Below are 22,503 nucleotides of genomic sequence, written 5' to 3'. Positions count from 1 at the left end.
CGGCCGGCCAGTCCAGCACCCGGGCGCCGGCCGCGGCGGCCTCCTGGGCGAGCCGGGCGCCGGGGGGGCCGGGCCCCCCCCCCCCCCCCCCCCCCCCCCCCCGCCCCCCCCCCCCGGCGCCCCCCCCCCCCCCCCCCCGCCCGGCCCCGCCCCCCCCCCCCCCCCCCCCCCCCCCCCCCGCCGTACGGCTTGCTCGATCCGGAACCCTTACTGGTTCTGGTTCTCGCCGCGGTAGAACTCGAAGACCCAGCCGAACAGGCCGATCAGGATGACCGGGATCGACCAGAACAGCAGCCACCAGCCGAAGATGACGCCCAGGAAGGCCAGCGCGCCACCGAGGGCCAGGGAGAGCGGCTGCCAGCTGTGCGGGGCGAAGAAGCCCAGCTCGCCGGCGTCGTCCGAGACCTCGGCCTCGGGGTTGTCACCCGCACCGGTGTCCACCCGCTTGGCGGTGAACGCCAGGTAGAAGCCGATGAAGGCGCACAGGCCGAAGGCCAGGAACAGCGCGGTCGTACCGGCGGCCTCCAGGCCGTGGTCCGACTTGGTCGTCCACACGAAGTACGTGATGGCGATGGCCAGCGTGAAGACGGCCAGACCCGCGAAGATCTTTCCCTGTTCCTTCATCGGGCGTCACTCTCCTTGCCCTTGCCCAGGGACGGGCGGTCGTACTGCGCGGGCGTGACACCCTCGAAGTGCTTCGCCGTCTCGCCGTGGTTCTCCAGGTAGTCCAGCGCGGCGATCTCCGGGTGGTGCAGGTCGAACGCCGGGGATTCCGAGCGGACACGCGGCAGCGTGGTGAAGTTGTGCCGCGGCGGCGGGCAGGAGGTCGCCCACTCCAGCGAACGGCCGTAGCCCCACGGGTCGTCGGTGGTGACCTTCTCGCCGTACTTGGCGGTCTTCCACACGTTGTAGAGGAACGGCAGCATCGACAGGCCCAGCAGGAACGAGCCGATGGTCGACACCGTGTTCAGCGTGGTGAAGCCGTCCGAGGCCAGGTAGTCGGCGTAGCGGCGGGGCATGCCCTCCGCGCCGAGCCAGTGCTGGACCAGGAAGGTGGTGTGGAAGCCGAAGAACAGCGTCCAGAAGGTGATCTTGCCGAGGCGCTCGTCCAGCATCTTGCCGGTCATCTTCGGCCACCAGAAGTGGAAGCCGGCGAACATCGCGAAGACGACGGTGCCGAACACCACGTAGTGGAAGTGCGCGACGACGAAGTACGAGTCCGAGACGTGGAAGTCGATCGGCGGGGAGGCGAGCAGCACACCCGTCAGACCACCGAACAGGAAGGTGACCAGGAAGCCGACCGTCCAGAGCATCGGGGTCTCGAAGCTCAGCGAGCCCTTCCACATGGTGCCGACCCAGTTGAAGAACTTCACACCGGTCGGGACCGCGATCAGGAAGGTCATGAACGAGAAGAACGGCAGCAGAACCTGGCCGGTCACGTACATGTGGTGCGCCCACACCGTCACCGAGAGGCCGGCGATGGCGATGGTCGCGGCGATCAGGCCGGAGTAGCCGAACATCGGCTTGCGGCTGAAGACCGGAATGATCTCCGAGACGATGCCGAAGAACGGCAGCGCGATGATGTAGACCTCGGGGTGACCGAAGAACCAGAACAGGTGCTGCCACAGCATGGCGCCACCGTTGGTCGGGTCGAAGACATGTGCCCCGAACTTGCGGTCCGCCTCCAGGGCGAACAGCGCGGCGGCCAGCACCGGGAAGGCCAGCAGGATCAGCACGGCGGTCAGCAGGGTGTTCCAGACGAAGATCGACATCCGGAACATCGTCATGCCGGGGGCGCGCATGCAGATGATGGTGGTGATGAAGTTGACCGCACCGAGGATGGTGCCGAAGCCGGAGAAGGCCAGGCCCATGATCCACATGTCGGCGCCGATGCCCGGCGAGCGGACGGCGTCCGACAGCGGCGAGTAGGCGAACCAGCCGAAGTCGGCGGCACCCTGCGGGGTCAGGAAGCCCGCCACCGCGATGATCGAGCCGAACAGGTACAGCCAGTAGGCGAACATGTTCAGACGCGGGAACGCGACGTCGGGGGCACCGATCTGGAGCGGCATGATCCAGTTGGCGAAGCCCGAGAACAGCGGGGTGGCGAACATCAGCAGCATGATCGTGCCATGCATGGTGAACGCCTGGTTGAACTGCTCGTTCGACAGGATCTGGGTACCCGGCCGGGCGAGCTCGGCGCGCATGATCAGGGCGAGCACGCCACCGATCAGGAAGAACGCGAACGAGGTCAGCAGGTACAGGCTGCCGATCGTCTTGTGGTCAGTGGTGGTGAGCCACTTGATGATCGTGTTGCCCGGCTTGCGCACACGCGGAGTCCCCGAGGTGACTGCCCCGGCTCCCCCAGCTGCCGCGGCGGGCTCGTTGAGGATGGTCACTTCACTTCACTACTTCCCGTGGGGAGGATGCCTGCGGGAACCGCGCCGGCCTGGCCCTTGTCGCGGAGTTCCTTCAGGTGCGCCTCGTACGCGTCGTGCGAGACGACCTTCACGTTGAAGAGCATCCGCGAGTGGTCGACACCACAGAGCTCGGCGCACTTGCCGCGGTAGGTGCCGTACGCCGTCGGGGTCACCTCGAACTCGTTGACCACACCCGGGACGACGTCCATCTTCATCAAGAAGTTGACGGGCCAGAAGTCGTGGATGACGTCGTTGGAGGTCAGCTTGAACTTCACCGACTCGTTGATCGGCAGGTAGAGGGTCGGAGCCTCCTTGGTGCTGCCGACCTCGTACGCCGCCGTGGTGCTCGACGGGTCAGGGATCTCGCTGTTCTCGTAGTTGAACGCCCAACTCCACTGGAAGCCCACCACGTTGATGGTGTGCTGGGGCTTCTCGGAGACCTTCGTCAGGGTGGACTCGTCGCGCGCGACGAAGTAGAACAGCACCGAGACGATGACGAGGGGGACCGCGGTGTACAGCGCCTCGATGGGCACGTTGTACCGGGTCTGAGCAGGGACCTCCACCTTGGTGCGGCTGCGCCGGTGGAAGATCACGCTCCAGAGGATCAGACCCCACATCAATGCACCAACAACCAGAGCCGCGATCCACGAGCCCTGCCACATGTGAAGGACCAGCGGGCCTTCCTTGGTGACGGGACTGGGGAGGCCAAGCCTGGGCAGGTCGTTGGCCGAGCAGCCGGTGGCGGTCGCGATGACGAGGCCCAGTGCCAGCGCCTGAGGCAGCTTCCGCCGCATCGTGCGCCGCGGCGAGCGGTCGGAGCCGTTGGGACTCACGTAGCGCCTTCCCGAAGTCTCGCCCGCGAACGCACCACCCTCAGGAGTCCTTGTCTGGTCTCCCCGGCGGTCCGGCCACGGGCACGGTTTGAATGCTTATGCGGGCCAAACGCTACTCCATCCTTATGCGGCACTCACGGGCAGCCCCCGCTAACGCGCCGCCCGGCTACCCGATCAGCCCCCGAGGGGTGAAGCGCCCCGGAAGGGCGGACGGAGTCGCAGGTCATGGCGGACTTCTGAGCCTCCCACGACCGAACGGGCGACCGCACTGCGACACGCGGGTGACGGGCCGTCGACTCCCTCGGAAGCCGGGAGGAATCCCCCCGTATGGGGCGTCGTCTACGGTGGCCCCGTGCCCTACTTCGACGCCGCTTCCACCGCTCCGCCGCACCCCGTCGCCCGGCAGGCGCTGCTCGCCGCCCTCGACGAAGGCTGGGCCGATCCGGCCCGGCTGCACCGCTCCGGCCGGCAGGCCCGCATGCTGCTCGACGCCGCCCGGGAGACCGTCGCCGAGGTCCTCGGCGCCCGGGCCGACGAGATCGTCTTCACCGCATCCGGCACCCAGGCCGTCCAGTTGGGCATCCTCGGGACCCTGCGCGGCAACCGCCGTCGCGGCGCCCACCTGGTGCACTCCGCGGTCGAGCACTCCGCCGTGCTGCACACCGCCGAACGCTGGGAGGCCGACGGCGGCAGCGCCACTGCCGTCCCGGTCGACCGTCACGGCCGCGTCGACGCCGCCGAGTTCGCCGCCGCGCTGCGGCCGGACACCGCGCTGGCCGTCCTGCAGTCCGCCAACCACGAGGTCGGCACCCTGCAGCCGGTCGCCGAGACCGCCGCACTCAGCGGGGACGTCCCGCTGCTGGTGGACGCCGCGCAGAGCGCCGGCCGGCTGCCGGTGCCCGCCGGCTGGTCGGTGCTGACGGCCAGCGCCCACAAGTGGGGCGGCCCGGCCGGCGTCGGGGTGCTGGCCGTCCGCAAGGGCGTCCGGTACGTCTCGCCGCTGCCCGCCGACGACCGGGAGAACGGCCGGGTGCCGGGCTACGTCAACGTCCCCGCGATCGTGGCCGCCGCCGCGTCGCTGCGCGCGGTCCGGGCCGAGGCCGAGGCCGAGAACGCCCGGCTGCGCGCCCTGGTCGAACTGATCCGGCACCGGGTCCCGCAGCTGATCCCCGAGGTCGAGGTGGTCGGCCACCCCGAACTCCGCCTCCCCCACCTGGTCACCTTCTCCTGCCTGTACGTGGACGGCGAGGTGCTGCTCGGCGAACTCGACAGGGCCGGATTCGCCGTCAACTCCGGCTCCTCCTGCACCTCCAGCACGCTGACGCCCAGCCACGTCCTGGCCGCGATGGGCGTCCTCACCGAAGGCAACGTCCGCGTCTCGCTCCCGCCCGGCACCGCCACCGCGGACGTGGAGCGCTTCCTCGACGTACTCCCCCGCGTCGTCGCCGACATCCGCGCCCCGCTCGGCCTGGACCTCCCCGCCCCGGCCACCACCAGCGACGCCCTGGTCCTCGACACCCTCGGCAAGCGCTGCCCGCTGCCGATCATCGAACTCGCCAAGCGCATCCCCGCCGTCGCCCCCGGCGGCCGCATCGCCGTCCTCTCCGACGACGAAGCGGCCCGCCACGACATCCCCGCCTGGTGCGACATGTGTGGCCACACCTACGAGGGCGAAACCCCGGCCACCGAATACGGTGCCACCCACGGCACGGCGTACCTGGTGGTCAAAGCGACGGAGGCATAAAAAGGGGCTCGGGGAACGGCGAGGCCATGACTGCTGGCGGTCGGAGCCCATCGGGAGGTCGTGCTGCGTCGGGTCAAAGACAGGAACCCGAAACAACCCGACGCTCTACGCCCCGTTGCTCACCAGCAGTCTCGGCCCCGCCGTTCCCCGGGCCCCTGAAAGACAGACTTACAGGTTGCCGCGGATCTCAGCGGCCGCGTCCGCCCCGTAGGCCGCCTCGAAGCGCTCCAGGAAGTGGCCGCCGCGCAGCTCGTACTCCTGGGTGCCGACGGTCTCGATGACCAGGGTCGCCAGCATGCAGCCGACCTGCGCGGCGCGCTCGAGGCCGAGGCCCCAGGAGAGGCCCGCGAGGAAGCCGGCCCGGAAGCCGTCGCCGACGCCGGTGGGGTCGGCCTTGCGCTCCTCGGTGGCGCAGCCGACCAGGATGTCGGGCTCGCCCTCGCGCTGGATGCGGACGCCCTTCGGGCCGAGGGTGGTGACCCGGGTGCCGACGCGGCTCAGGATCTCGTCGGAGGACCAGCCGGTCTTGGACTCGATCAGCGCGGCTTCGTACTCGTTCGTGAACAGGTAGGCCGCGCCGTTGACGATCTCCCGGATGTCGTCGCCCTCGAGGCGGGCGAGCTGCTGGGAGGGGTCGGCGGCGAAGGCGTAGCCGCGGGTGCGGCACTCCTGGGTGTGCCGCACCATCGCGGCGGGGTCGTCCGCGCCGATCAGGACCAGGTCGAGGCCGCCGACCCGGTCGGCGATCGGCTTGAGCTCGATGTTGCGGGCCTCGGCCATCGCGCCGGTGTAGAAGGACGCGATCTGGTTGTGGTCCTGGTCGGTGGTGCACATGAACCGGGCGGTGTGCCGGGTCTCGGAGATGTGCACGGACTCGGTGTCGACGCCGTGGCGGTCGAGCCAGCTGCGGTACTCGGTGAAGTCCGCGCCGGCCGCGCCGACCAGGATCGGGTGCAGGCCGAGGACGCCCATGCCGAAGGCGATGTTCGGGCCGACGCCGCCGCGCCGGATGTCCAGGGTGTCGACCAGGAACGACAGGGACACCGTGTGCAGCTGCTCGGGGACCAGCTGGTCGGAGAAGCGTCCGGGGAAGGTCGTCAGGTGGTCGGTGGCGATCGAGCCGGCGACGGCGATGCGCACGGGGTTCTCCTCGGGCTGCCCGGCGGTGGCCGGAGCGGCGGACATCAACTCACCTAAGGTACCCGCCCGATCCGGTACTACCCATGGGTAGGCCTGTTGCGGGTGGCCGGAGCGTCCTAGGGTCGCGAGTACGGGGGCCGGACGCGGCCCCCGTCCAGTCCGCGGTGCCGTGGCCGCGGCGCGGCGATCGGAGCTGGTTCCGCATGGTGATCGATCACTCCCCCCGCCAGCTGTTCACCGGCGCGTACGACGTCGATGCCGAATCGCTGGCCGATCTGCTGGACTCCTCGCGCAGGCTGGGCCGGTTCTGGCCGGCCGCCGGTCCGGGTCCGGTGCGGTCGGTGCCGACGGTGCTGGGCGTCGAGGTACCGGTGGAGGCCCGCCGGGTGGTGGCGGGGATGCCGGAGTTCGGCGAGTAGCGGGAACCGGTTTCCTCCCGGGCACGTCAAAGCGACGCGGTGCCGCTCCAGCGGCGCCGCGTGACCCCCGGGAGGAACGCAGATCATGGACGACAGGACCGCAGCCGTCTCCGCCAAGCCCTCGCACGCGCGCCGGACCGTCCTGGCGCTGGCCGCCGCGTCCCTCGCCGCCGGGCTGCTGACCGCGTGCGGCAGTTCCGGCACCCCGGCGATCGCGACCGGATCCGGCCCGACCGCGGCCACCGACGCGACTCCCGGCCCGGGCACCGCCGCCCCGGACTCGCCGACCGCCACCCCGTCCGCCGGTACCGGCAGCAGCCCGCAGTCCTCGCCGACCAGCCCGGGAATCGCCGTCGGCGAGCACCCGCCGACCGCGGTGAAGATCCCCGTGACGGGTTACCGGCAGGACAGCCCCACCCAGTTGACGGTGTTCTACACCGCCGGGGTGTGCGACAAGTACGGGGTGCGTCTGGAGGAGGACGCCCCGCCGACCGTGAAGCTGCGGATCGTGGTCACCAAGACCGCCGAGCCCGGCAAGGCCTGCCCGCAGCTGATGAAGGAGCAGGAGGCGACGGTCACCCTGCCCCGGCCGATGAACGGCGGCGGCGTGGTGGACACCGCGACCGGCGACCAGGTGCCGCCGCAGACCGGCGGGGTGGGAGCCGGAGGCCCGCGCTGACCCCGGAAAGCCCCGAGGGCGGCCCCCCTGGTGGGGAGCCGCCCTCGTCGTTCGCGCCGTAATAGGGCTTAGCTGAACGAGTCGCCGCAGGCGCAGGAGCCGGTGGCGTTCGGGTTGTCGATGGTGAAGCCCTGCTTCTCGATGGTGTCGACGAAGTCGACGGTGGCGCCGCCCAGGTACGGGGCGCTCATCCGGTCGGTGACGACCTTGACACCGTTGAAGTCCTTGACGACGTCGCCGTCCAGCGAACGCTCGTCGAAGAACAGCTGGTAACGCAGGCCCGAGCAGCCGCCGGGCTGCACGGCGACGCGCAGAGCGAGGTCCTCGCGGCCCTCCTGCTCCAGCAGGCCCTTGACCTTGGCCGCGGCGGCATCGGTGAGGAGGATGCCACTCTCGACGGTGGTCTCGTCCTGGACGGTCATGCTTACTCCCGGTCTGTGACGACTGTGATCCGCCAGTGCCAACCAGCGGCCTCCCGGATTCATTTCCGGAAGGTGGTGCGTTCGGGGGACATTTTTCGTCGCCCACTCCCCCACGTACCCCATGCTCGCACACCGGGCGGGGGCGGTCACCGGTCGCTCGGGCAAACCGCTACCGCCCGCACGGCGGGCACAGCAGGATGTGACGGTGATCATTCGTCAGCTGAGAGACACCGCCGAGGACGCCGAAGCAGTGAACCGGGTCTCCCGGGCGGCGTTCCGCGACCTGGACGGCCGGCCGGCGGACGCCGAGCCGGAGCCGGCGGACGCGCCGTCCCGGATCCGCCGGCTCGCGCGTTCGCGGCACCTGGCCGTCACCGACCCGCAGGGGTGCTGGATCGCCGAGCAGGACGGTGAACCGGTGGGGGCGGCGCTGTCGCTGCGCCGTGAGGGCGTGTGGGTGCTGGCGCTGTTCGTGGTGCTTCCGTCCGCGCAGGGGCAGGGCGTGGGGCGGCTGCTGCTGGAACGGGCCGCCGCGTACGGGCGGGGCTGTCTGCGCGGGATGCTGTGCGCCTCGCCGTCGCCTGCGGCCGCGCGCCGCTACCGGGCAGCCGGGTTCACGCTGCACCCGACGATGCGGCTGACCGGCCGGGTGGACCGGGAGCGGCTGCTGGACCCGGGGGACATTCCGGTGCACGCGGGCAACGCCTCGCACCTGCACCTGCTGGACTCGGTGGACCGGCGGCTGCGGGGCGCGGCGCACGGCCCGGACCACGCGTTCATGCTGGCGCACTTCGAGGAGCTGCTGATCGCGGACACCCTGGCCGGCACCGGCTACTGCTACCGGGACGGCGGCACCGTCCAGCTGGTGGCCGCCACCTCGAAGCGGATCGCCGCCCGGCTGCTGCGGGAGGCGCTGGCCCGGGTGCCGGAGGGCACCGACGCGGACGTGGAGTTCCTGACCGCCGAGCAGGAGTGGGCGGTGGACGTGGGCCTGGACCTGGGGCTGTCGCTGACCACCCGCGGCTACCTGGCGGTCCGCGGGATGCGCCCACCGGCCCCGTACATCCCGAACGGCGGCTACCTGTAGCCGCCGTTTCGGTCCGCCGACCGGTCAGCGCATGGTGTCGAGGATCTCCTGGACCATCTCCATGGTGGTGCCGGGGTGCAGGAAGGCGAACCGGGCGACCGTCTCGCCGTCCCAGCCGGTGGGGGTGACGAAGCCGATCTGGTCGGCGAGCAGCTGCCGGGACCAGCGGTAGTAGTCGTCGTGGGTCCAGCCGGTGCGGCGGAAGCAGACCGCGGAGAGCTGCGGGTCGTGGAGCAGTTCGAGGTGCTCGGTGTCGCGGATCAGCTGCGCGGTGTCCTGGGCCAGCCGCAGGCCGGTCTCGATGGCGTCGGTGTATGCCTGGACGCCGTGGACGGCGAGCGAGAACCAGAGCGGGAGGCCGCGGGCGCGCCGGGTGAGGTGGTAGGCGTAGTCGGTGGGGTTCCACTCGTCGCCCTCGGTGTGCAGGACGTCCAGGTAGCCGGCGTCCTGGGTGTGCACGGCGCGGGCCAGGCGCGGGTCGCGGTAGAGCAGCGCGGCGCAGTCGAACGGGGCGAACAGCCACTTGTGCGGGTCGACCACGAAGGAGTCGGCGTGCTCGATGCCGTTGTAGCGCTCGCGCACCGAGGGGGCGAACAGTCCGGCGCCGCCGTACGCGCCGTCCACGTGGAACCAGAGCTCGCGTTCGCGGGCGACCTCGGCGATGCCCGCGAGGTCGTCGATGATGCCTTCGTTGGTGGTGCCGGCGGTGCCGACCACGGCGATGACGGTCTCGGGGTGCGGGTCGGCGTCGAGGGCGGCGCGCAGGGCGGCGCCGGTGAGGCGGCGGTCGACGGCGGGGACGGGGAAGGCCTCGACGCCGATGATGTTGAAGGTGTTCTTGACCGAGGAGTGCACCTGGTCGGCGACGGCGATCCGCAGCCGGGCCTCCGGACCGACGCCCAAGCGGCGGCGGGCGGTGTCGCGGGCGACCACCAGCGCGGACAGGTTGCCGGCCGAGCCGCCGGAGACGAAGACGCCACCGGCGGTGGCGGGCAGGCCGGCCCGGTCGGCTATCAGCCGCAGCACCTGGTTCTCGGCGGCGATCGCGCCGGCCGCCTCCAGCCAGGAGATGCCCTGCAGGGAGGCGCAGGAGACCACCATGTCGAACAGCAGGGCGGCCTTGGTGGGGGCGCACGGGATGAAGGACAGGTAGCGCGGGCTGTCGGCGGAGATGACGGCGCGGGACAGCTCGTGGTCGTACAGCTTGAGCACGTCGGCGGGGTTGTTGCCGTGGTCGTTGAGCAGTCCGGCAAGGACCTCCCGCAGGTGGGCGCCGTCGCCGGGGTGGTCGAGCGGCACGGGGTCGTACCGCAGCCGTTCACGCATGTAGTCGAAGACCAGCTCGACCAGTTCGGCGTCCGGCTTGTGCATGCGGTCGGGGGCTGCGTACACGGGTGTCCTCTTCGCTGCTGCGGTGCGTGGGGGTCATGATCAGCGTAGGCAGCGGTGCCGGGCGGGCGCGCGTCGGAACGGGGCCGGTCAGGGCCGGTTTCGTGCGTGTTCGAGGGGGGCCGCGCAGGATTCCTGCGTCAGATCAACTGGGAGAGCACGACCGAGGAACGGCTGCGCTGGACGCCGGGCTCCTTGCGGATGCGTTCGATGACGGCTTCCAGGTGGCGGGTGTCGGCGGCCCGCAGGTGGACCAGGGCGTCGGGGTCGCCGGTGACCGTCCAGGCGGCGGCGACCTCGGGGAACTGGCGCAGCGAGGCGAGCAGTTCCTCGGGCGAGGTGCGGGGCCGGCAGTAGACCTCGACGAACGCCTCGGTGCCCCAGCCGAGCAGCGCGGGGTCGAGCACCACGGTGAAGCCGCGGACCACGCCGCGCGCCCGCAGCCGGTCGATGCGGCGGCGGACGGCGGTGGCGGACAGGTTGGTAAGCAGCCCGATCTCGGCGTAGGAGGCGCGGCCGTCGCGGCTGAGGTGCTCCAGCAGGAGGCGGTCGGTGTCGTCGAAACCCGCCTGGCCGAGGTCGGGCGGCCGGTGGGTGCTCATGGCGGGGCTCCACGGGTGGTACGGGTGTGAGGGTGGGTCGAGCCGCGGCCCCCGCACAGGGGCGGACTCTGCGGGCCCATTCTCGCCGACGCCGGGTGTCCGTTCAGTCCACCAGCAGAACGATCTTGCCGCGGGTGCGCCCTTCCGCGTTGAGGGCCTGGGCGGAGGCGGCCTGGCCGAGCGGGAAGGTGGAGGCGACCGGGACGGTGAGCAGCCCGTCGTCGGCGAGCCGGGCGACGGCGGCGAGGTCGTCGGGGTCGGGGCGGGTCCAGATGTAGTGACCGCCGAGCCCGGTGACCCGGTAGTCGACGGTGGAGGCGATCCGGGCCGGGTCCTTGACCAGGGCGGTGGAGACGTCGAGGGCGTCGCCGCCGACCAGGTCGAGCACCGCGTCCACCCCGTCGGGGGCGAGGGCGCGGACGCGTTCGGCCAGGCCCTGGCCGTACTCGACGGGTTCGGCGCCGAGGCCGCGCAGGTAGGTGTGGTTGTGCGGCCCGGCGGTGCCGATCACCCGGGCCCCGAGGGCGGTGGCGATCTGGACGGCGAGCGAGCCGACGCCGCCCGCCGCGGCGTGGATCAGCACGCTCTCGCCGCGGCGCAGCCGCAGTGCGTTCACCAGCGCCTGTTGCGCGGTGAGCCCGGCGGTGGGCAGGCCGCCGGCCTCGGCCCAGCCGAGCGCGGCGGGTTTGCGGGCCAGCGTGCGGACGGGGGCGGCGACGAGTTCGGCGTAGGTGCCGTAGCCGATGACGTCCTTGCGGACGTAGCCGATCACCTCGTCCCCGGGCCGGAACTCGGTGACGGCCCCGCCGACCGCCTGCACCACGCCGGCCAGGTCGAAGCCCATGATCAGCGGGAAGCACACGTCGAGGATGCCGTCGAGGTGCCCTTCGCGGATCTTCCAGTCGACGGGGTTGACGCCGACCGCGCGGGTGCGGACGAGTACCGAGTCGGGGCCGACCTTGGGGTCCGGGAGTTCGGTGTACTCGACCACGTCGGGGCCGCCGTAGCGGTTGATCGCGATTGCCTTCATGGGTCCAGCCAACCGGGGGCACGGCAGGTTCTCGCGCGGGAAGCATCCATCCCGGTGAGCGGTTCTCGTCACATCGACAGAATGGCCATCGTCAGGCTGACGAGAACCGGTTATCATAGATAGCGTCAGATAGACGAGAAGGCTGTGTTCGGGAACGATCCGGCCGCATCAGGAGGGCAGCCGCCCGTGACCACCACCACCGAGACCTACGGCGTCGACCCCACCGCCTCGCCGCTCGCCCTGCTGCTGCTCGGCCGGGAGGCCGACCCGAACAGCGAGCGCGGCGTGGAGTGCCCCGGCGATCTGCCCGCCGCCTCCGACCCGGACCTGGTGGCGCGCGCCCGCGCCGCCAAGGAGAAGCTGGGCGACCGGGTCTTCATCCTGGGCCACCACTACCAGCGCGACGAGGTCATCGAGTTCGCCGACGTCACCGGCGACTCCTTCAAGCTGGCCCGGGACGCCGCGGCCCGCCCGGAGGCCGAGTACATCGTCTTCTGCGGCGTGCACTTCATGGCCGAGTCCGCCGACATCCTCACCTCCGAGCGCCAGCAGGTCGTGCTGCCGGACCTCGCCGCGGGCTGCTCGATGGCCGACATGGCCACCGCCGAGCAGGTCGCCGAGTGCTGGGACGTGCTCACCGACGCGGGCATCGCGGACGTCACCGTCCCGGTCTCGTACATGAACTCCTCCGCCGACATCAAGGCCTTCACCGGCAAGCACGGCGGCACCATCTGCACCTCCTCCAACGCCAAGCGGGCGCTGGAGTGGGCGTTCGAGCAGGGAGAGAAGGTGCTGTTCCTGCCGGACCAGCACCTGGGCCGCAACACCGCGGTGCTGGAGATGGGCTTCGCGCTGGAGGACTGCGTCCTCTACAACCCGCACAAGCCGAACGGTGGCCTGACCGCCGAGCAGCTGCGGGACGCGAAGATGATCCTGTGGCGCGGCCACTGCTCGGTGCACGGCCGGTTCAACCTGGACTCGGTCAACGAGGTCCGCGAGCGGATCCCCGGCGTCAACGTCCTGGTGCACCCCGAGTGCCGGCACGAGGTGGTCACCGCCGCCGACCAGGTCGGCTCGACCGAGTACATCATCAAGGCGCTGGACGCCGCCGAGCCCGGCTCCAAGTGGGCCATCGGCACCGAGCTGAACCTGGTCCGCCGCCTGGCCAAGGCGCACCCGGACAAGGAGGTCGTCTTCCTCGACCGCACCGTGTGCTTCTGCTCCACCATGAACCGGATCGACCTGCCGCACCTGGTCTGGGCGCTGGAGTCGCTCGCCGAGGGCCGGGTCCCGAACGTGATCACGGTGGACGCGGAGACCGAGAAGTACGCCAAGGCCGCGCTGGACCGCATGCTGGCCCTGCCGTAACGGTTCGCCGCGAGCCGGCTTCGGGCACGCGAGAGGGCGGGCACCCCCTGGGGGATGCCCGCCCTCTCGTCACGAACGGCGCCCGAACTACTCCGGGATGCCCGGGATCAGACCGTCACCCTCGGCGCGCAGCAGCTCGCGAACCTGCTCCAGGGACGCCTCGGCGTCCGGCAGGATCAGGTCCGACGGCTCCAACGACTCCGCCGGCACCGGCGTACCGACCTCCCGGACGGCCGCGAGCAGGCTGCCGAGAGCGGCCTTGAAGGCCTCCTCGTCGCCCGCCTCGACGGCCTGAAGCAGATCGTCGTCCAGCTGGTTCAGCCGGTTCAGGTCGCCCTCCGCGACCTCGAACTGCCCCTCACCCAAGACCCGCATGATCATGCTGGTGCGTCTCCCCTGCTCGCGGGCTTACTTGCGGTAGTTGATGGTGGGCGGCGGCGGGGTGTCGTTCTTCCCCTGCTCGATCGCCTGCGGCTGCGAGGCGGGGGTGCCGCCCGTCAGCTCGGCCTTCATCCGGGCCAGCTCCAGCTCGACGTCGCTGCCGCCGGCCACCCGCTCCAGCTCGGCCTCGATGTCGTCCTTGCGGCCGAGGCCGCTGGCGTCGTCGAGCGCGCCGGAGGCCAGCAGCTCGTCGATCGCGCCCGCGCGGGCCTGCATCTGCGCGGTCTTGTCCTCGGCCCGCTGGATCGCCAGGCCGACGTCGCCCATCTCCTCCGAGATGCCGGAGAAGGACTCGGCGATCCGGGTCTGCGCCTGGGCGGCGGTGTAGGTGGCCTTGATGGTCTCCTTCTTGGTGCGGAAGGCGTCCACCTTGGCCTGGAGGCGCTGGGAGGCGAGCGTGAGCTTCTCCTCCTCGGCCTGCAGGGCCTGGTACTGCGTCTCCAGGTCGGTGATCTGGGACTGCAGGTTGGCCTTGCGGCTGAGCGCCTCGCGCGCCAAGTCCTCACGGCCGAGGGACAGCGCCTTGCGGCCCTGGTCCTCGTACTTGGAGGACTGCTGCTGCAGCTGCGTCAGCTGGAGCTCCAGGCGCTTGCGGGAGGTGGCCACGTCGGCGACGCCCCTGCGCACCTTCTGCAGCAGTTCCAGCTGCTTCTGGTAGGAGTAGTCGAGCGTTTCGCGCGGGTCCTCCGCCCGGTCCAAGGCCTTGTTCGCCTTGGAGCGGAAGATCAGCCCCATACGCTTCATGATTCCGTCGCTCATGGGCCTCGATAGCCCCCTTCTTCGGGCCTGGGTTTGCGTCTCGTGACAGGTCGAGTGTATGCGCGACGGGGTCCCCGGCGCAGTCCACCAGCCAGCAACAATGCTGCTACAGCGAGCGGCCGTTCGGCATCGTCCTCACGATCGATATCGGTTCGCATCCGGGGCCGGGCCGGAAAGCGGCCGGTCAACCCGTACGCTGGGAGTGTGTTTCGACGCCGCTCCGATGACTCCGCCGCCTCCTCGTCCGTCACGTTGACGAAGGAGGAAGAGCGGCTGCCCCGCGACCCGCAGGCCCCGAAGGGCCGGCCCACGCCCAAGCGCAGTGAGGCCGAGGCCCACCGGAAGACCCGGGTCTCCGTTCCCAAGGACCGCAAGGAGGCCGCCAGGCAGGCCCGCGAGCGGATGCGCGCCGAGCGCGAGAAGCAGCGCACCGCGCTGCTCGAGGGTGACGAGCGCGCCCTGCCGGCCCGCGACAAGGGCCCGGTGCGGCGCTACGTCCGCGACTTCGTGGACTCCCGCTGGGCCGCGGCCGAGTTCTTCCTGCCGTACGCCGTCGTGGTGCTGGTGCTCAGCATCACCAAGGTGCAGTCCCTGCAGCTGATGTCCACGCTGCTGTTCATGATCTTCTTCGTGGTGGTCATCCTCGACTTCGTCCGGCTCGGCTTCACGCTGCGCAAGGGCCTCGCCGAGCGCTTCCCGAACGACAACACCCGCGGTGCCGTGATGTACGGCCTGATGCGCACCCTGCAGATGCGCCGCCTGCGGCTGCCCAAGCCCATGGTCAAGCGGGGCGAGCGGCCCTGACCGCGGAAGCGGTTCCGCCGTACTGGGCCCCGCCGGCGCAGCAGCCGGTCGGGGCCTTCGGCACGCCGGGCATCCCCGCCCAGCACGGGCTGCCGCGCGGCCGGCACGGCCGGCTGCCCGCCCGCGGCGGGCCGTACCACAGCGGGGCCGGCGAATGGCTGGAGCGGCACGGCGGACTGCACAACCTGGTCCGCCAGGAACTGGTGACCCGTCAGCTCGCCGAACAGCTCACCCGCGGCACCGCGCTGCGAGTGCTGGACGTCGGCTGCGCCGAGGGCACCCAGGCGCTGCGCCTGGCCCGCGCCGGGCACTTCGTCACCGGCATCGACCCGGACCCGGAGATGCTCGCCGTCGTCCACGAGGCGCTGGCCGCCGAACCGCCCGAGGTCCGCGACCGGGTCCAGCTGCTCACCGGCGACGGCCACCAGGTCGGCCGCTGGTTCGGACCGCGCAGCTTCGACCTGGTGCTCTGCCACGGCACCCTGATGTACCTGCCCGACCCGGACCCGATGCTCGCCTCGGTGGCCCGCATCCTGGCCCCCGGCGGGCTGCTCTCCCTGCTGGTCCGCAACGGCGACGCGCTGGCCATGCGGGCCGGGCTGACCGGCGACTGGCGGGCCTGCCAGGAGGCCTTCGACAGCACCCGCTACACCAACCGCCTCGGCCTGCCCGCCCGCGCCGACCGGCTCGCCGAACTCTCCACCACGCTCGCCGAGTTCGCCGTCCCCGTCCGCCACTGGTACGGGGTGCGGGTGTTCACCGACACCATGCCGGACGAGGCCGCCCCGGTGGACGGCCGCCAGCTCGGCCAGCTGCTCGACGCCGAGGAACGGGCCGGCAAGCAGGACCCGTACCGGCACGTCGCGGCGCTGCTGCACGTGGTCGGCGCCAAGTAGCGCGACGGGCGTCAGCCCTCGTGCAGGCTCATCGGGTAGATGTCGCGGCCGTCCTCGACCAGCACCACCCGGTCGACGCCGTCGTCCAGCAGCGTCTTCCACTCCTCGCCGATCCAGGTCTCCGCGTCGCCCTGGCTGGAGAACTCCTCGGCGCCGTCCTGGGCCACCACGGCGCCGTCGCTCTTCTCGTACCGCCAGGTCCACACCATGCCGGGCTCCTCCGGGTCAACGCTGCTGCTGAAGGGTTGCGACAGTAGCGTGCCCAGCTGGGATACGGGCATGCGCCGTCCGGCAGGATGATCGCATGGCACTCCCCCGCACCCTGCTGCTCGGCGGCGCCCGCTCCGGCAAGTCCACCCACGCCGAACAGCTGCTCGCCCCGCATCCCGACGTCCTGTACGTCGCCACCTCCGGCACCCGCGACGGCGACACCGACTGGGCACACCGCGTCGAACTGCACCGCTCCCGCCGGCCCGACGGCTGGCGCACCGCGGAGACCTGCGAGCTGGAAGCCGTGCTCGCCGACGACACCGACCCCGCACCGGTACTGATCGACTGCCTGGCGCTGTGGCTGACCGCCGTGATGGACGAGCACGACGCCTGGGACGACGAACGGTGGACGGCCGGCGGCCGGGAGGCCGTCGAAACGCGCTGCGCGGCACTGGCCGCGGCCTGGGCCGCCACCCGGCGAACCGTCGTCGCGGTCTCCAACGAGGTCGGCATGGGCGTCGTCCCCGCCACGGCCTCCGGGCGGCGCTTCCGGGACACCCTCGGACGGCTCAACATGGCCGTCGCCGACGCCTCCGAGCAGGTGCTGCTGGTGGTCGCCGGACAGGTGCTGACCATCAAAGCGGTGGCCGTGTAGATTGCCGAGCGATGGACACCACCGTGGATCTCGACACTTTCTCCTCGCTCGTCGAACGGCCTGACGAGAGTGCGCGGCGCGGCGCCGAGGAGCGCTGGCAGCAGTTGGCCATGCCGCGCGGCGGCCTGGGCCGGCTCCAGGAGCTGGCGGCCTGGCTGGCGTCCGCGCAGGGCGAGGCACCGACCCGCCCGCTGCGCAACAGCCGGGTCCTGCTGTTCGCCGCCGACCACGGCGTCGCCTCGCTCGGCATCTCCACCCTCGACGCCCGCGGCGGCACCGCCGACCGGGTCCGCGCCGTGCTCGACGGCACCGCGCCGGTCTCCGTACTGGCCCGCCGCTACGGCGCGGACGTCCGGGTGGTCGACATCGCGGTGGACGCCGACCCCGCCGAGTTCCCCGAAGAGGTCGTCCGCCACCGCGTCCGGCGCGGCTCCGGCCGGATCGACATCGAGAACGCGCTCAGCCTCGACGAAGCCACCCGGGCCTTCCGGGCCGGCATGGCCGTCGCCGACGAAGAGGCCGACGCCGGAACCGACCTGGTCCTGCTCGGCGACCTCGGCGTCGGCTCCACCACCGTCGCCGCCGTCCTGATCGGAGCCCTCTGCGGCACCGACGCCGCCGCCGTCACCGGCCGCGGCTCCGGCATCGACGACCGGGTCTGGATGGTCAAGTGCGCCACCATCCGCGACGCGCTGCGCCGGGCCCGCCCCGTACTCGGCGACCAGCTCGCGCTGCTCGCCGCGACCGGCGGCGCGGACTTCGCGGCGATCACCGGGTTCCTGCTGCAGGCCGCCGTCCGCAAGCTCCCCGTCGTCCTCGACGGGGTGGTCACCGCGGCCTGCGCGCTGGTCGCGCAGCGGATCGCCTTCCGCGCCCCCGAGTGGTGGCAGGCCGCCGCGCTCACGGGCGAGCCTGCCCAGGCCAAGGCGTACGACCGCCTCACCCTGACCCCGCTCCAGGACACCGGCGTCACCATGGGCGAGGGCATCTCCGCGGTGCTGGCGCTGCCGCTCCTCCAGGCCGCGACCGACACCCTCGCCGAGCCGACGGCCGTCCCGAGCGCGAAGCCGCTGCCGCCGCGGGCACCGGCGAAGCTGCCTACGGCGGCGGAGCTGTTGGGGCGGTACTAGCGCGGGCGGGTGCGAGAAGCGCGTGGGGGTACATCCCGGCCCGCCAGGGCTGGGGGAGAACTGCGCGAAGCGGGAGAGAGCCGTCGAAGAGCCCTTCGCCGATGAGAACTTGCACGTGAAAGGGCCTGGCTGGTGAGCAACGAGAACGCGCAGCGGGGGGCCGAGCGCGCAGAGAGTCTCTCGGTGGGGCGTGGTGGAGCGGTCGCCGGGCTGCGGTTCGCGTTCGGGACGTTGACGGTGTTTCGGGTGCGGGTGCACCGGTGGGACCGGGCGGCCGGTGGGGTGGCCATGGTGGTGGCGCCGGTGGTCGGGGTTGTGGTCGGGGTGTTGGCGGGCGCGGTGGGGGCGCTGGTCGCGTGGCGGGGCGGGTCGTTGTCGGGGGCGGTCGCGGTGGTGGCTGTCGGGGCGGTGGTGACGCGGGGGCTCCATCTGGACGGGGTCGCGGACGTCGCGGACGGGCTGGGGAGTGGCAAGCCTGCCGAGGACGCGTTGCGGATCATGAAGCAGTCGGACATCGGCCCGTTCGGCGTGCTGACGCTGGTGCTGCTGATGTTCGCTCAAGTTGCTGTGCTGGCAGGCCAGTTCGGGGTCTCGCTGTGGCGCGGGGCGCTCGCCGCGGCCGTCGCGGCGACTGCGGGGCGGGTCGCGCTGGCGTGGGGGTGTCTGCGGTCGGTACCGGCCGCCCGGCCCGGGGGGCTGGGGGCGATGGTGGCCGGCACGGTGCGTCCGGTGTCGGCGGTCGTCGTGACGCTGCTGGTGGCGGGTGCGGCGGCGGCGGTGCGGTGGCAGTGCGGGGTGGCCGTGCTGCTCGGATCGGTGGTCGCGGCGGGCCTGTTGCGGCGGTGTGTGCGGCGCTTCGGCGGGGTGACGGGTGACGTGCTGGGGGCGCTGGTGGAGACCTCGGCGACGGCGGCGCTGGTGGCACTCGCGCTGACATGACGGCGCGTCCGCGCGGGAACTCACGCACCGTCACGAGTTGCGGCGGTTCGTGCACGGGGGTAGGCGGGGCGGCGAGATCCCAATATGCGGACTACCATGCGGTGAGCACCCTGGCCCCATGCCCCGTTTTGCCGCGGAGTCTGCCTGGGTTTGCCGGTCGGCAATGGAGCCGTCACCGGCCGTGGACCGCGAAAGAACAGGACGCATTTGCCGTGACTGCACTGTCTGTGAGCACCTCCTCCGCCGCGAGCCTGCGCGCGGATGCCCTGGTGATCGGTGTCGCGAAGGGCCCCAAGGGCCTGATCGTGGCAGCCGGCGCCGAGGCGGTCGTCGAGGCGTTCGAGGGCAAGCTGGCCGAGGTCCTCACCACCCTGGGCGCCACCGGTGCCGAGGGTGAGGCGGTCAAGCTTGCCGCTCCGGCCGGGCTGAAGGCGCCGCTGGTGCTGGCCGTCGGCCTGGGCGACGCCGCCGACGGCGCGTTCGGCGCCGAGGAGCTGCGCAAGGCCGCCGGTACGGCCGCCCGCACCCTGGCCGGTTCCAAGAAGGTCGCGCTGGCGCTGCCGGCCGCCTCCGCCGAGGACGTCGAGGCGGTCGCGCTGGGCGCCCTGCTCGGCTCGTACGCGTTCGGCACCTACAAGGCCGAGGTGGCGAAGGCCCCCGTCGCCGAGCTGGTCGTGCTGGCCGACCGCAAGGGCTCGAAGGACGCCAAGGCCGCCGTCGAGCGCGCCACGGCGCTCGGCGAGGAGATGAACCGGGCCCGTGACCTGGTCAACACCGCCCCGAACGACCTGAACCCGAAGTCCTTCGCCGCGATCGCCCAGGCGGCCGGCAAGGAGCACGGCCTGAAGGTCGAGGTGCTGGACGAGAAGGCGCTGACCAAGGGCGGCTTCGGCGGCATCCTCGGCGTCGGCACCGGCTCGGCCAACCCGCCGCGGCTGGTGAAGGTGGCCTACACCCACCCGAAGGCGCAGGCCTCGCTGGCGTTCGTCGGCAAGGGCATCACCTACGACTCGGGCGGCATCTCGCTGAAGCCGGCCGGTCACAACGAGACCATGAAGTGCGACATGGCCGGTGCCGCCGCGGTGTTCGCCGCCGTGGTCGCCGCCAAGCGCCTGGGTCTGCAGGTCAACGTGACGGCGTGGCTGGCGCTGGCGGAGAACATGCCGTCCGGCACCGCGACCCGCCCCGGCGACGTGCTGCGGATGTACGGCGGCAAGACCGTCGAGGTGCTGAACACCGACGCCGAGGGCCGCCTGGTGCTGGCCGACGCGATCGTCCGGGCCGGCGAGGAGCAGCCCGACGTGATCATCGACGTGGCGACCCTGACCGGCGCCATGATGGTGGCGCTGGGCAGCCGCACCTTCGGCGTGATGGCCAACGACGACGAGCTGCGCACCAAGCTGCACGAGACCGCGGGCGCGGTGGGCGAGGCCTCCTGGCCGATGCCGCTGCCGGCCGACCTGCGCAAGGGCATGGTCGAGTCGACCGTCGCGGACCTGGCGAACATGGGCGAGCGGATGGGCGGCGGCCTGGTGGCCGGTCTGTTCCTGAAGGAGTTCGTCGCCGAGGGCATCGACTGGGCGCACCTGGACATCGCCGGCCCGGCGTTCAACGAGGGTGCCGCGTCCGGCTACACCCCGAAGGGCGGCACCGCCAGCGCGGTGCGCACCCTGGTCCGCTTCGCGGAGGACACCGCCGCGGGCAAGTGACCCGTTGATCGACGCGTGGGGCCCGGCACCGATGGTGCCGGGCCCCACGTGCATTACCAGCCAGTAGCAGCCGCGCCAACCCGGCCGACTGTTCGCCTCCGGCGAAACTTGATTCCGCAGAGCGGAACTGCTACGGCGAAGCCCCCCGAACGGACTACCTCCGATTGCCGATTTCACGGCCGTGAGCTGGGACGATACCTCCGAGAGCGGGTCACCCCACCGCTCCGCGCGCCGCACCGGGCCCGGGCCGGGGCACCCTCCGACGCCACCCGCCGCCAACAAGTGCAAAGATGTATTTCCGGCACGACTGGGCGCCCTTACAAGGGCTCTCACCCACCGGACCGCGACCGGCCCGGCGATCCGCACCTTTTGCATGGAGGACGTGACGTGGCGAACGACGCCAGCACCGTTTTCGACGTAGTCATTCTCGGAGGCGGAAGCGGCGGCTACGCCGCGGCCCTCCGCGGCGCTCAGCTGGGCCTGAGCGTCGCGCTGATCGAGAAGGGTGAGCTGGGCGGCACCTGCCTGCACCGCGGCTGCATCCCGACCAAGGCGCTGCTGCACGCCGCCGAGGTCGCCGACGAGACCCGCGAGGCCGCCGACTTCGGCGTCCTGGCCACCTTCCAGGGCATCGACATCAAGGGCGTCCACAAGTACAAGGACGACGTCGTCGCCGGCCTGTACAAGGGCCTGCAGGGCCTGGTCGCCTCCCGCAAGGTCACCTTCATCCAGGGCGAGGGCCGGCTGTCCTCGCAGACCTCGGTGGACGTCAACGGCCAGCGCATCGAGGGCCGCCACATCGTCCTCGCCACCGGCTCCGTGCCGCGCTCGATCCCGGGCCTGGACATCGACGGCGACCGGATCATCTCGTCCGACCACGCGCTGAAGCTGGACTACATCCCGAAGTCGGCGATCATCCTCGGCGGCGGCGTCATCGGCTGCGAGTTCGCCTCGGTCTGGAAGTCCTTCGGCGTCGACGTCACCATCGTCGAGGGCCTGCCGCACCTGGTGCCGCTGGAGGACGAGAACTCCTCCAAGCTGCTGGAGCGCGCGTTCCGCAAGCGCGGCATCAAGTTCGAGCTGAAGTCCCGCTTCTCCGGCGTGGAGTACACCGCCGAGGGCGTCAAGGTCTCCACCGAGAACGGCAAGACCATCGAGGCCGACGTGCTGCTCGTCGCCATCGGCCGCGGCCCGGTCTCGACCGGCCTGGGCTACGAGGAGCAGGGCGTCGCGATGGACCGCGGCTACGTCCTGGTCGACGAGTACCTGCGCACCAACGTGCCGACCATCTCCGCCGTCGGCGACCTGGTCCCGACCCTGCAGCTGGCCCACGTCGGCTTCGCCGAGGGCATCCTGGTGGCCGAGCGGATCGCCGGCCTCAAGGTCGTCCCGATCGACTACGACGGCATCCCGCGGGTGACGTACTCCAACCCGGAGGTCGCCTCCGTCGGCCTGACCGAGGCCAAGGCCGTCGAGCAGTACGGCAAGGAGAAGGTCGTCACCCTGAAGTACAACCTGGCGGGCAACGGCAAGAGCAAGATCCTCAAGACCGCCGGCGAGATCAAGCTGGTCCAGGTCAAGGACGGCGCCGTCGTGGGTGTCCACATGGTCGGCGCCCGCATGGGCGAGCAGGTCGGCGAAGCCCAGCTGATCTACAACTGGGAGGCCCTGCCCGCCGAGGTCGCGCAGCTGATCCACGCGCACCCGAGCCAGTCCGAGGCCCTGGGCGAGGCCCACCTCGCGCTGGCCGGCAAGCCGCTGCACGCGCACGACTGATCGCGCCCCCGTCCCCCTTCATTCCTGAACGCAAGACTTGATAGGAGTCGCTGG

The 22,503-nt window shown here is 71.6% G+C and carries 22 protein-coding genes and 1 pseudogene; 12 read left to right on the top strand and 11 right to left on the bottom strand.

The window, feature by feature from the left end; genetic code table 11:
• Positions 1-207: 207 nt before the first annotated feature.
• The 3 genes from ACGFWJ_RS11895 to coxB are packed head-to-tail and all read right to left on the bottom strand — an operon-like array spanning position 208 to position 3,250.
• Positions 208-624, bottom strand: a complete 417-nt coding sequence (locus tag ACGFWJ_RS11895) for a cytochrome c oxidase subunit 4 (protein ID WP_387643635.1) — start codon at positions 622-624, stop codon at positions 208-210.
• Positions 621-2,396: a cytochrome c oxidase subunit I gene (gene ctaD / locus ACGFWJ_RS11890; RefSeq protein WP_392947968.1), complete on the bottom strand. Its 1,776-nt coding sequence runs from the start codon at positions 2,394-2,396 to the stop codon at positions 621-623. The genes ACGFWJ_RS11895 and ctaD overlap by 4 nt, the downstream gene beginning before the upstream one ends.
• Entirely contained in the window at positions 2,393-3,250 is an 858-nt protein-coding gene (coxB, locus tag ACGFWJ_RS11885; RefSeq protein ID WP_387643629.1) for a cytochrome c oxidase subunit II, read from the bottom strand. The genes ctaD and coxB overlap by 4 nt, the downstream gene beginning before the upstream one ends.
• 352 nt (positions 3,251-3,602) lie before the next feature.
• Between coxB and ACGFWJ_RS11880 the strand changes: the two genes are divergently transcribed.
• On the top strand, positions 3,603-4,994 hold the full coding sequence (locus ACGFWJ_RS11880; RefSeq protein ID WP_392947965.1) for a cysteine desulfurase/sulfurtransferase TusA family protein: 1,392 nt from the start codon (positions 3,603-3,605) through the stop codon (positions 4,992-4,994).
• Between the two features lie 168 nt (positions 4,995-5,162).
• Here the strand turns inward: ACGFWJ_RS11880 and ACGFWJ_RS11875 are convergent, their stop codons facing one another.
• Positions 5,163-6,134 (bottom strand): carbohydrate kinase family protein, encoded by a 972-nt coding sequence (locus tag ACGFWJ_RS11875; RefSeq protein ID WP_392947986.1) that lies wholly within the window; start codon positions 6,132-6,134, stop codon positions 5,163-5,165.
• A gap of 203 nt (positions 6,135-6,337) precedes the next feature.
• Here ACGFWJ_RS11875 and ACGFWJ_RS11870 point away from each other — a divergent pair, with 203 nt between their 5' ends.
• Together ACGFWJ_RS11870 and ACGFWJ_RS11865 are read left to right on the top strand one after the other, a co-directional pair.
• The gene (locus ACGFWJ_RS11870; RefSeq protein WP_392947962.1) at positions 6,338-6,553 is read left to right on the top strand and encodes a hypothetical protein; all 216 of its coding nucleotides are present in this window, start codon (positions 6,338-6,340) and stop codon (positions 6,551-6,553) included.
• An 85-nt stretch (positions 6,554-6,638) separates the two neighbouring features.
• The gene (locus tag ACGFWJ_RS11865) at positions 6,639-7,232 is read left to right on the top strand and encodes a hypothetical protein (protein ID WP_392947959.1); all 594 of its coding nucleotides are present in this window, start codon (positions 6,639-6,641) and stop codon (positions 7,230-7,232) included.
• Positions 7,233-7,300: 68 nt separating this feature from the next.
• Here the strand turns inward: ACGFWJ_RS11865 and erpA are convergent, their stop codons facing one another.
• Positions 7,301-7,654: an iron-sulfur cluster insertion protein ErpA gene (gene erpA, locus ACGFWJ_RS11860; protein ID WP_387643620.1), complete on the bottom strand. Its 354-nt coding sequence runs from the start codon at positions 7,652-7,654 to the stop codon at positions 7,301-7,303.
• A gap of 205 nt (positions 7,655-7,859) precedes the next feature.
• Between erpA and ACGFWJ_RS11855 the strand changes: the two genes are divergently transcribed.
• On the top strand, positions 7,860-8,741 hold the full coding sequence (locus ACGFWJ_RS11855) for a GNAT family N-acetyltransferase (protein WP_387643617.1): 882 nt from the start codon (positions 7,860-7,862) through the stop codon (positions 8,739-8,741).
• Positions 8,742-8,765: 24 nt separating this feature from the next.
• Here the strand turns inward: ACGFWJ_RS11855 and ACGFWJ_RS11850 are convergent, their stop codons facing one another.
• The 3 genes from ACGFWJ_RS11850 to ACGFWJ_RS11840 all read right to left on the bottom strand — a co-directional run bounded on the left by ACGFWJ_RS11850 (position 8,766) and on the right by ACGFWJ_RS11840 (position 11,762).
• Complete coding sequence (locus tag ACGFWJ_RS11850) at positions 8,766-10,133, bottom strand: pyridoxal phosphate-dependent decarboxylase family protein (RefSeq protein WP_392947956.1); 1,368 nt, start codon at positions 10,131-10,133, stop codon at positions 8,766-8,768.
• Positions 10,134-10,270: 137 nt separating this feature from the next.
• Entirely contained in the window at positions 10,271-10,732 is a 462-nt protein-coding gene (locus tag ACGFWJ_RS11845; RefSeq protein ID WP_392947953.1) for an Lrp/AsnC family transcriptional regulator, read from the bottom strand.
• A gap of 103 nt (positions 10,733-10,835) precedes the next feature.
• Positions 10,836-11,762 (bottom strand): NADP-dependent oxidoreductase, encoded by a 927-nt coding sequence (locus ACGFWJ_RS11840; protein ID WP_387861187.1) that lies wholly within the window; start codon positions 11,760-11,762, stop codon positions 10,836-10,838.
• 186 nt (positions 11,763-11,948) lie between these two features.
• Between ACGFWJ_RS11840 and nadA the strand changes: the two genes are divergently transcribed.
• Positions 11,949-13,130: a quinolinate synthase NadA gene (gene nadA / locus ACGFWJ_RS11835; protein WP_387643608.1), complete on the top strand. Its 1,182-nt coding sequence runs from the start codon at positions 11,949-11,951 to the stop codon at positions 13,128-13,130.
• 87 nt (positions 13,131-13,217) lie between these two features.
• On the opposite strand, the gene ACGFWJ_RS11830 is transcribed toward nadA, so the two are convergent.
• A complete protein-coding gene (locus tag ACGFWJ_RS11830; protein ID WP_387643605.1) occupies positions 13,218-13,511 on the bottom strand; it encodes a hypothetical protein in 294 nt (97 codons plus the stop codon).
• 27 nt (positions 13,512-13,538) lie between these two features.
• Positions 13,539-14,330: a PspA/IM30 family protein gene (locus ACGFWJ_RS11825; protein ID WP_392947949.1), complete on the bottom strand. Its 792-nt coding sequence runs from the start codon at positions 14,328-14,330 to the stop codon at positions 13,539-13,541.
• A 204-nt stretch (positions 14,331-14,534) separates the two neighbouring features.
• On the opposite strand from ACGFWJ_RS11825, the gene ACGFWJ_RS11820 reads away from it, so the two are divergent.
• Both ACGFWJ_RS11820 and ACGFWJ_RS11815 read left to right on the top strand, forming a co-directional pair.
• A complete protein-coding gene (locus tag ACGFWJ_RS11820; RefSeq protein WP_387861189.1) occupies positions 14,535-15,134 on the top strand; it encodes a DUF3043 domain-containing protein in 600 nt (199 codons plus the stop codon).
• A gap of 203 nt (positions 15,135-15,337) precedes the next feature.
• On the top strand, positions 15,338-16,030 hold the full coding sequence (locus ACGFWJ_RS11815; protein WP_387643597.1) for a class I SAM-dependent methyltransferase: 693 nt from the start codon (positions 15,338-15,340) through the stop codon (positions 16,028-16,030).
• 11 nt (positions 16,031-16,041) lie between these two features.
• Here ACGFWJ_RS11815 and ACGFWJ_RS11810 read toward each other — a convergent pair whose 3' ends face one another.
• Entirely contained in the window at positions 16,042-16,239 is a 198-nt protein-coding gene (locus tag ACGFWJ_RS11810) for a hypothetical protein (RefSeq protein ID WP_387643594.1), read from the bottom strand.
• A gap of 107 nt (positions 16,240-16,346) precedes the next feature.
• Between ACGFWJ_RS11810 and cobU the strand changes: the two are divergent.
• The 5 genes and pseudogenes from cobU to lpdA all read left to right on the top strand — a co-directional run.
• Positions 16,347-16,895, top strand: a pseudogene (gene cobU, locus ACGFWJ_RS11805) (bifunctional adenosylcobinamide kinase/adenosylcobinamide-phosphate guanylyltransferase); the annotation flags it as partial.
• An 11-nt stretch (positions 16,896-16,906) separates the two neighbouring features.
• Positions 16,907-18,025: a nicotinate-nucleotide--dimethylbenzimidazole phosphoribosyltransferase gene (locus ACGFWJ_RS11800; protein WP_392947945.1), complete on the top strand. Its 1,119-nt coding sequence runs from the start codon at positions 16,907-16,909 to the stop codon at positions 18,023-18,025.
• A 183-nt stretch (positions 18,026-18,208) separates the two neighbouring features.
• Positions 18,209-18,964: an adenosylcobinamide-GDP ribazoletransferase gene (locus ACGFWJ_RS11795; protein ID WP_392947983.1), complete on the top strand. Its 756-nt coding sequence runs from the start codon at positions 18,209-18,211 to the stop codon at positions 18,962-18,964.
• A 212-nt stretch (positions 18,965-19,176) separates the two neighbouring features.
• Positions 19,177-20,673, top strand: coding sequence for a leucyl aminopeptidase (locus ACGFWJ_RS11790; RefSeq protein ID WP_387643590.1), 1,497 nt, complete (start codon positions 19,177-19,179; stop codon positions 20,671-20,673).
• A gap of 387 nt (positions 20,674-21,060) precedes the next feature.
• Positions 21,061-22,449 (top strand): dihydrolipoyl dehydrogenase, encoded by a 1,389-nt coding sequence (gene lpdA / locus ACGFWJ_RS11785; protein ID WP_387643588.1) that lies wholly within the window; start codon positions 21,061-21,063, stop codon positions 22,447-22,449.
• Positions 22,450-22,503: the final 54 nt, after the last annotated feature.

It is taken from the genome of Kitasatospora sp. NPDC048407 (genome assembly GCF_043200475.1).
In the GTDB taxonomy this organism is placed as follows: domain Bacteria; phylum Actinomycetota; class Actinomycetes; order Streptomycetales; family Streptomycetaceae; genus Kitasatospora.
The sequence above is the reverse complement of the archived record's forward strand: the minus strand, read 5'-3'. Positions and strand labels throughout refer to the sequence as shown.

What these genes read in the sequence shown, in the direction of transcription:
- ACGFWJ_RS11865 (WP_392947959.1), top strand. Translation starts at nt 6,639, where the DNA reads ATGGACGACAGGACCGCAGCCGTCTCCGCCAAGCCCTCGCACGCGCGC.
- ACGFWJ_RS11830 (WP_387643605.1), bottom strand. Translation starts at nt 13,511, where the DNA reads ATGATCATGCGGGTCTTGGGTGAGGGGCAGTTCGAGGTCGCGGAGGGC.
- ACGFWJ_RS11810 (WP_387643594.1), bottom strand. Translation starts at nt 16,239, where the DNA reads ATGGTGTGGACCTGGCGGTACGAGAAGAGCGACGGCGCCGTGGTGGCC.
- erpA (WP_387643620.1), bottom strand. Translation starts at nt 7,654, where the DNA reads ATGACCGTCCAGGACGAGACCACCGTCGAGAGTGGCATCCTCCTCACC.
- ACGFWJ_RS11895 (WP_387643635.1), bottom strand. Translation starts at nt 624, where the DNA reads ATGAAGGAACAGGGAAAGATCTTCGCGGGTCTGGCCGTCTTCACGCTG.
- ACGFWJ_RS11870 (WP_392947962.1), top strand. Translation starts at nt 6,338, where the DNA reads ATGGTGATCGATCACTCCCCCCGCCAGCTGTTCACCGGCGCGTACGAC.
- ACGFWJ_RS11845 (WP_392947953.1), bottom strand. Translation starts at nt 10,732, where the DNA reads ATGAGCACCCACCGGCCGCCCGACCTCGGCCAGGCGGGTTTCGACGAC.
- ACGFWJ_RS11825 (WP_392947949.1), bottom strand. Translation starts at nt 14,330, where the DNA reads ATGAGCGACGGAATCATGAAGCGTATGGGGCTGATCTTCCGCTCCAAG.
- ACGFWJ_RS11800 (WP_392947945.1), top strand. Translation starts at nt 16,907, where the DNA reads ATGGACACCACCGTGGATCTCGACACTTTCTCCTCGCTCGTCGAACGG.
- ACGFWJ_RS11840 (WP_387861187.1), bottom strand. Translation starts at nt 11,762, where the DNA reads ATGAAGGCAATCGCGATCAACCGCTACGGCGGCCCCGACGTGGTCGAG.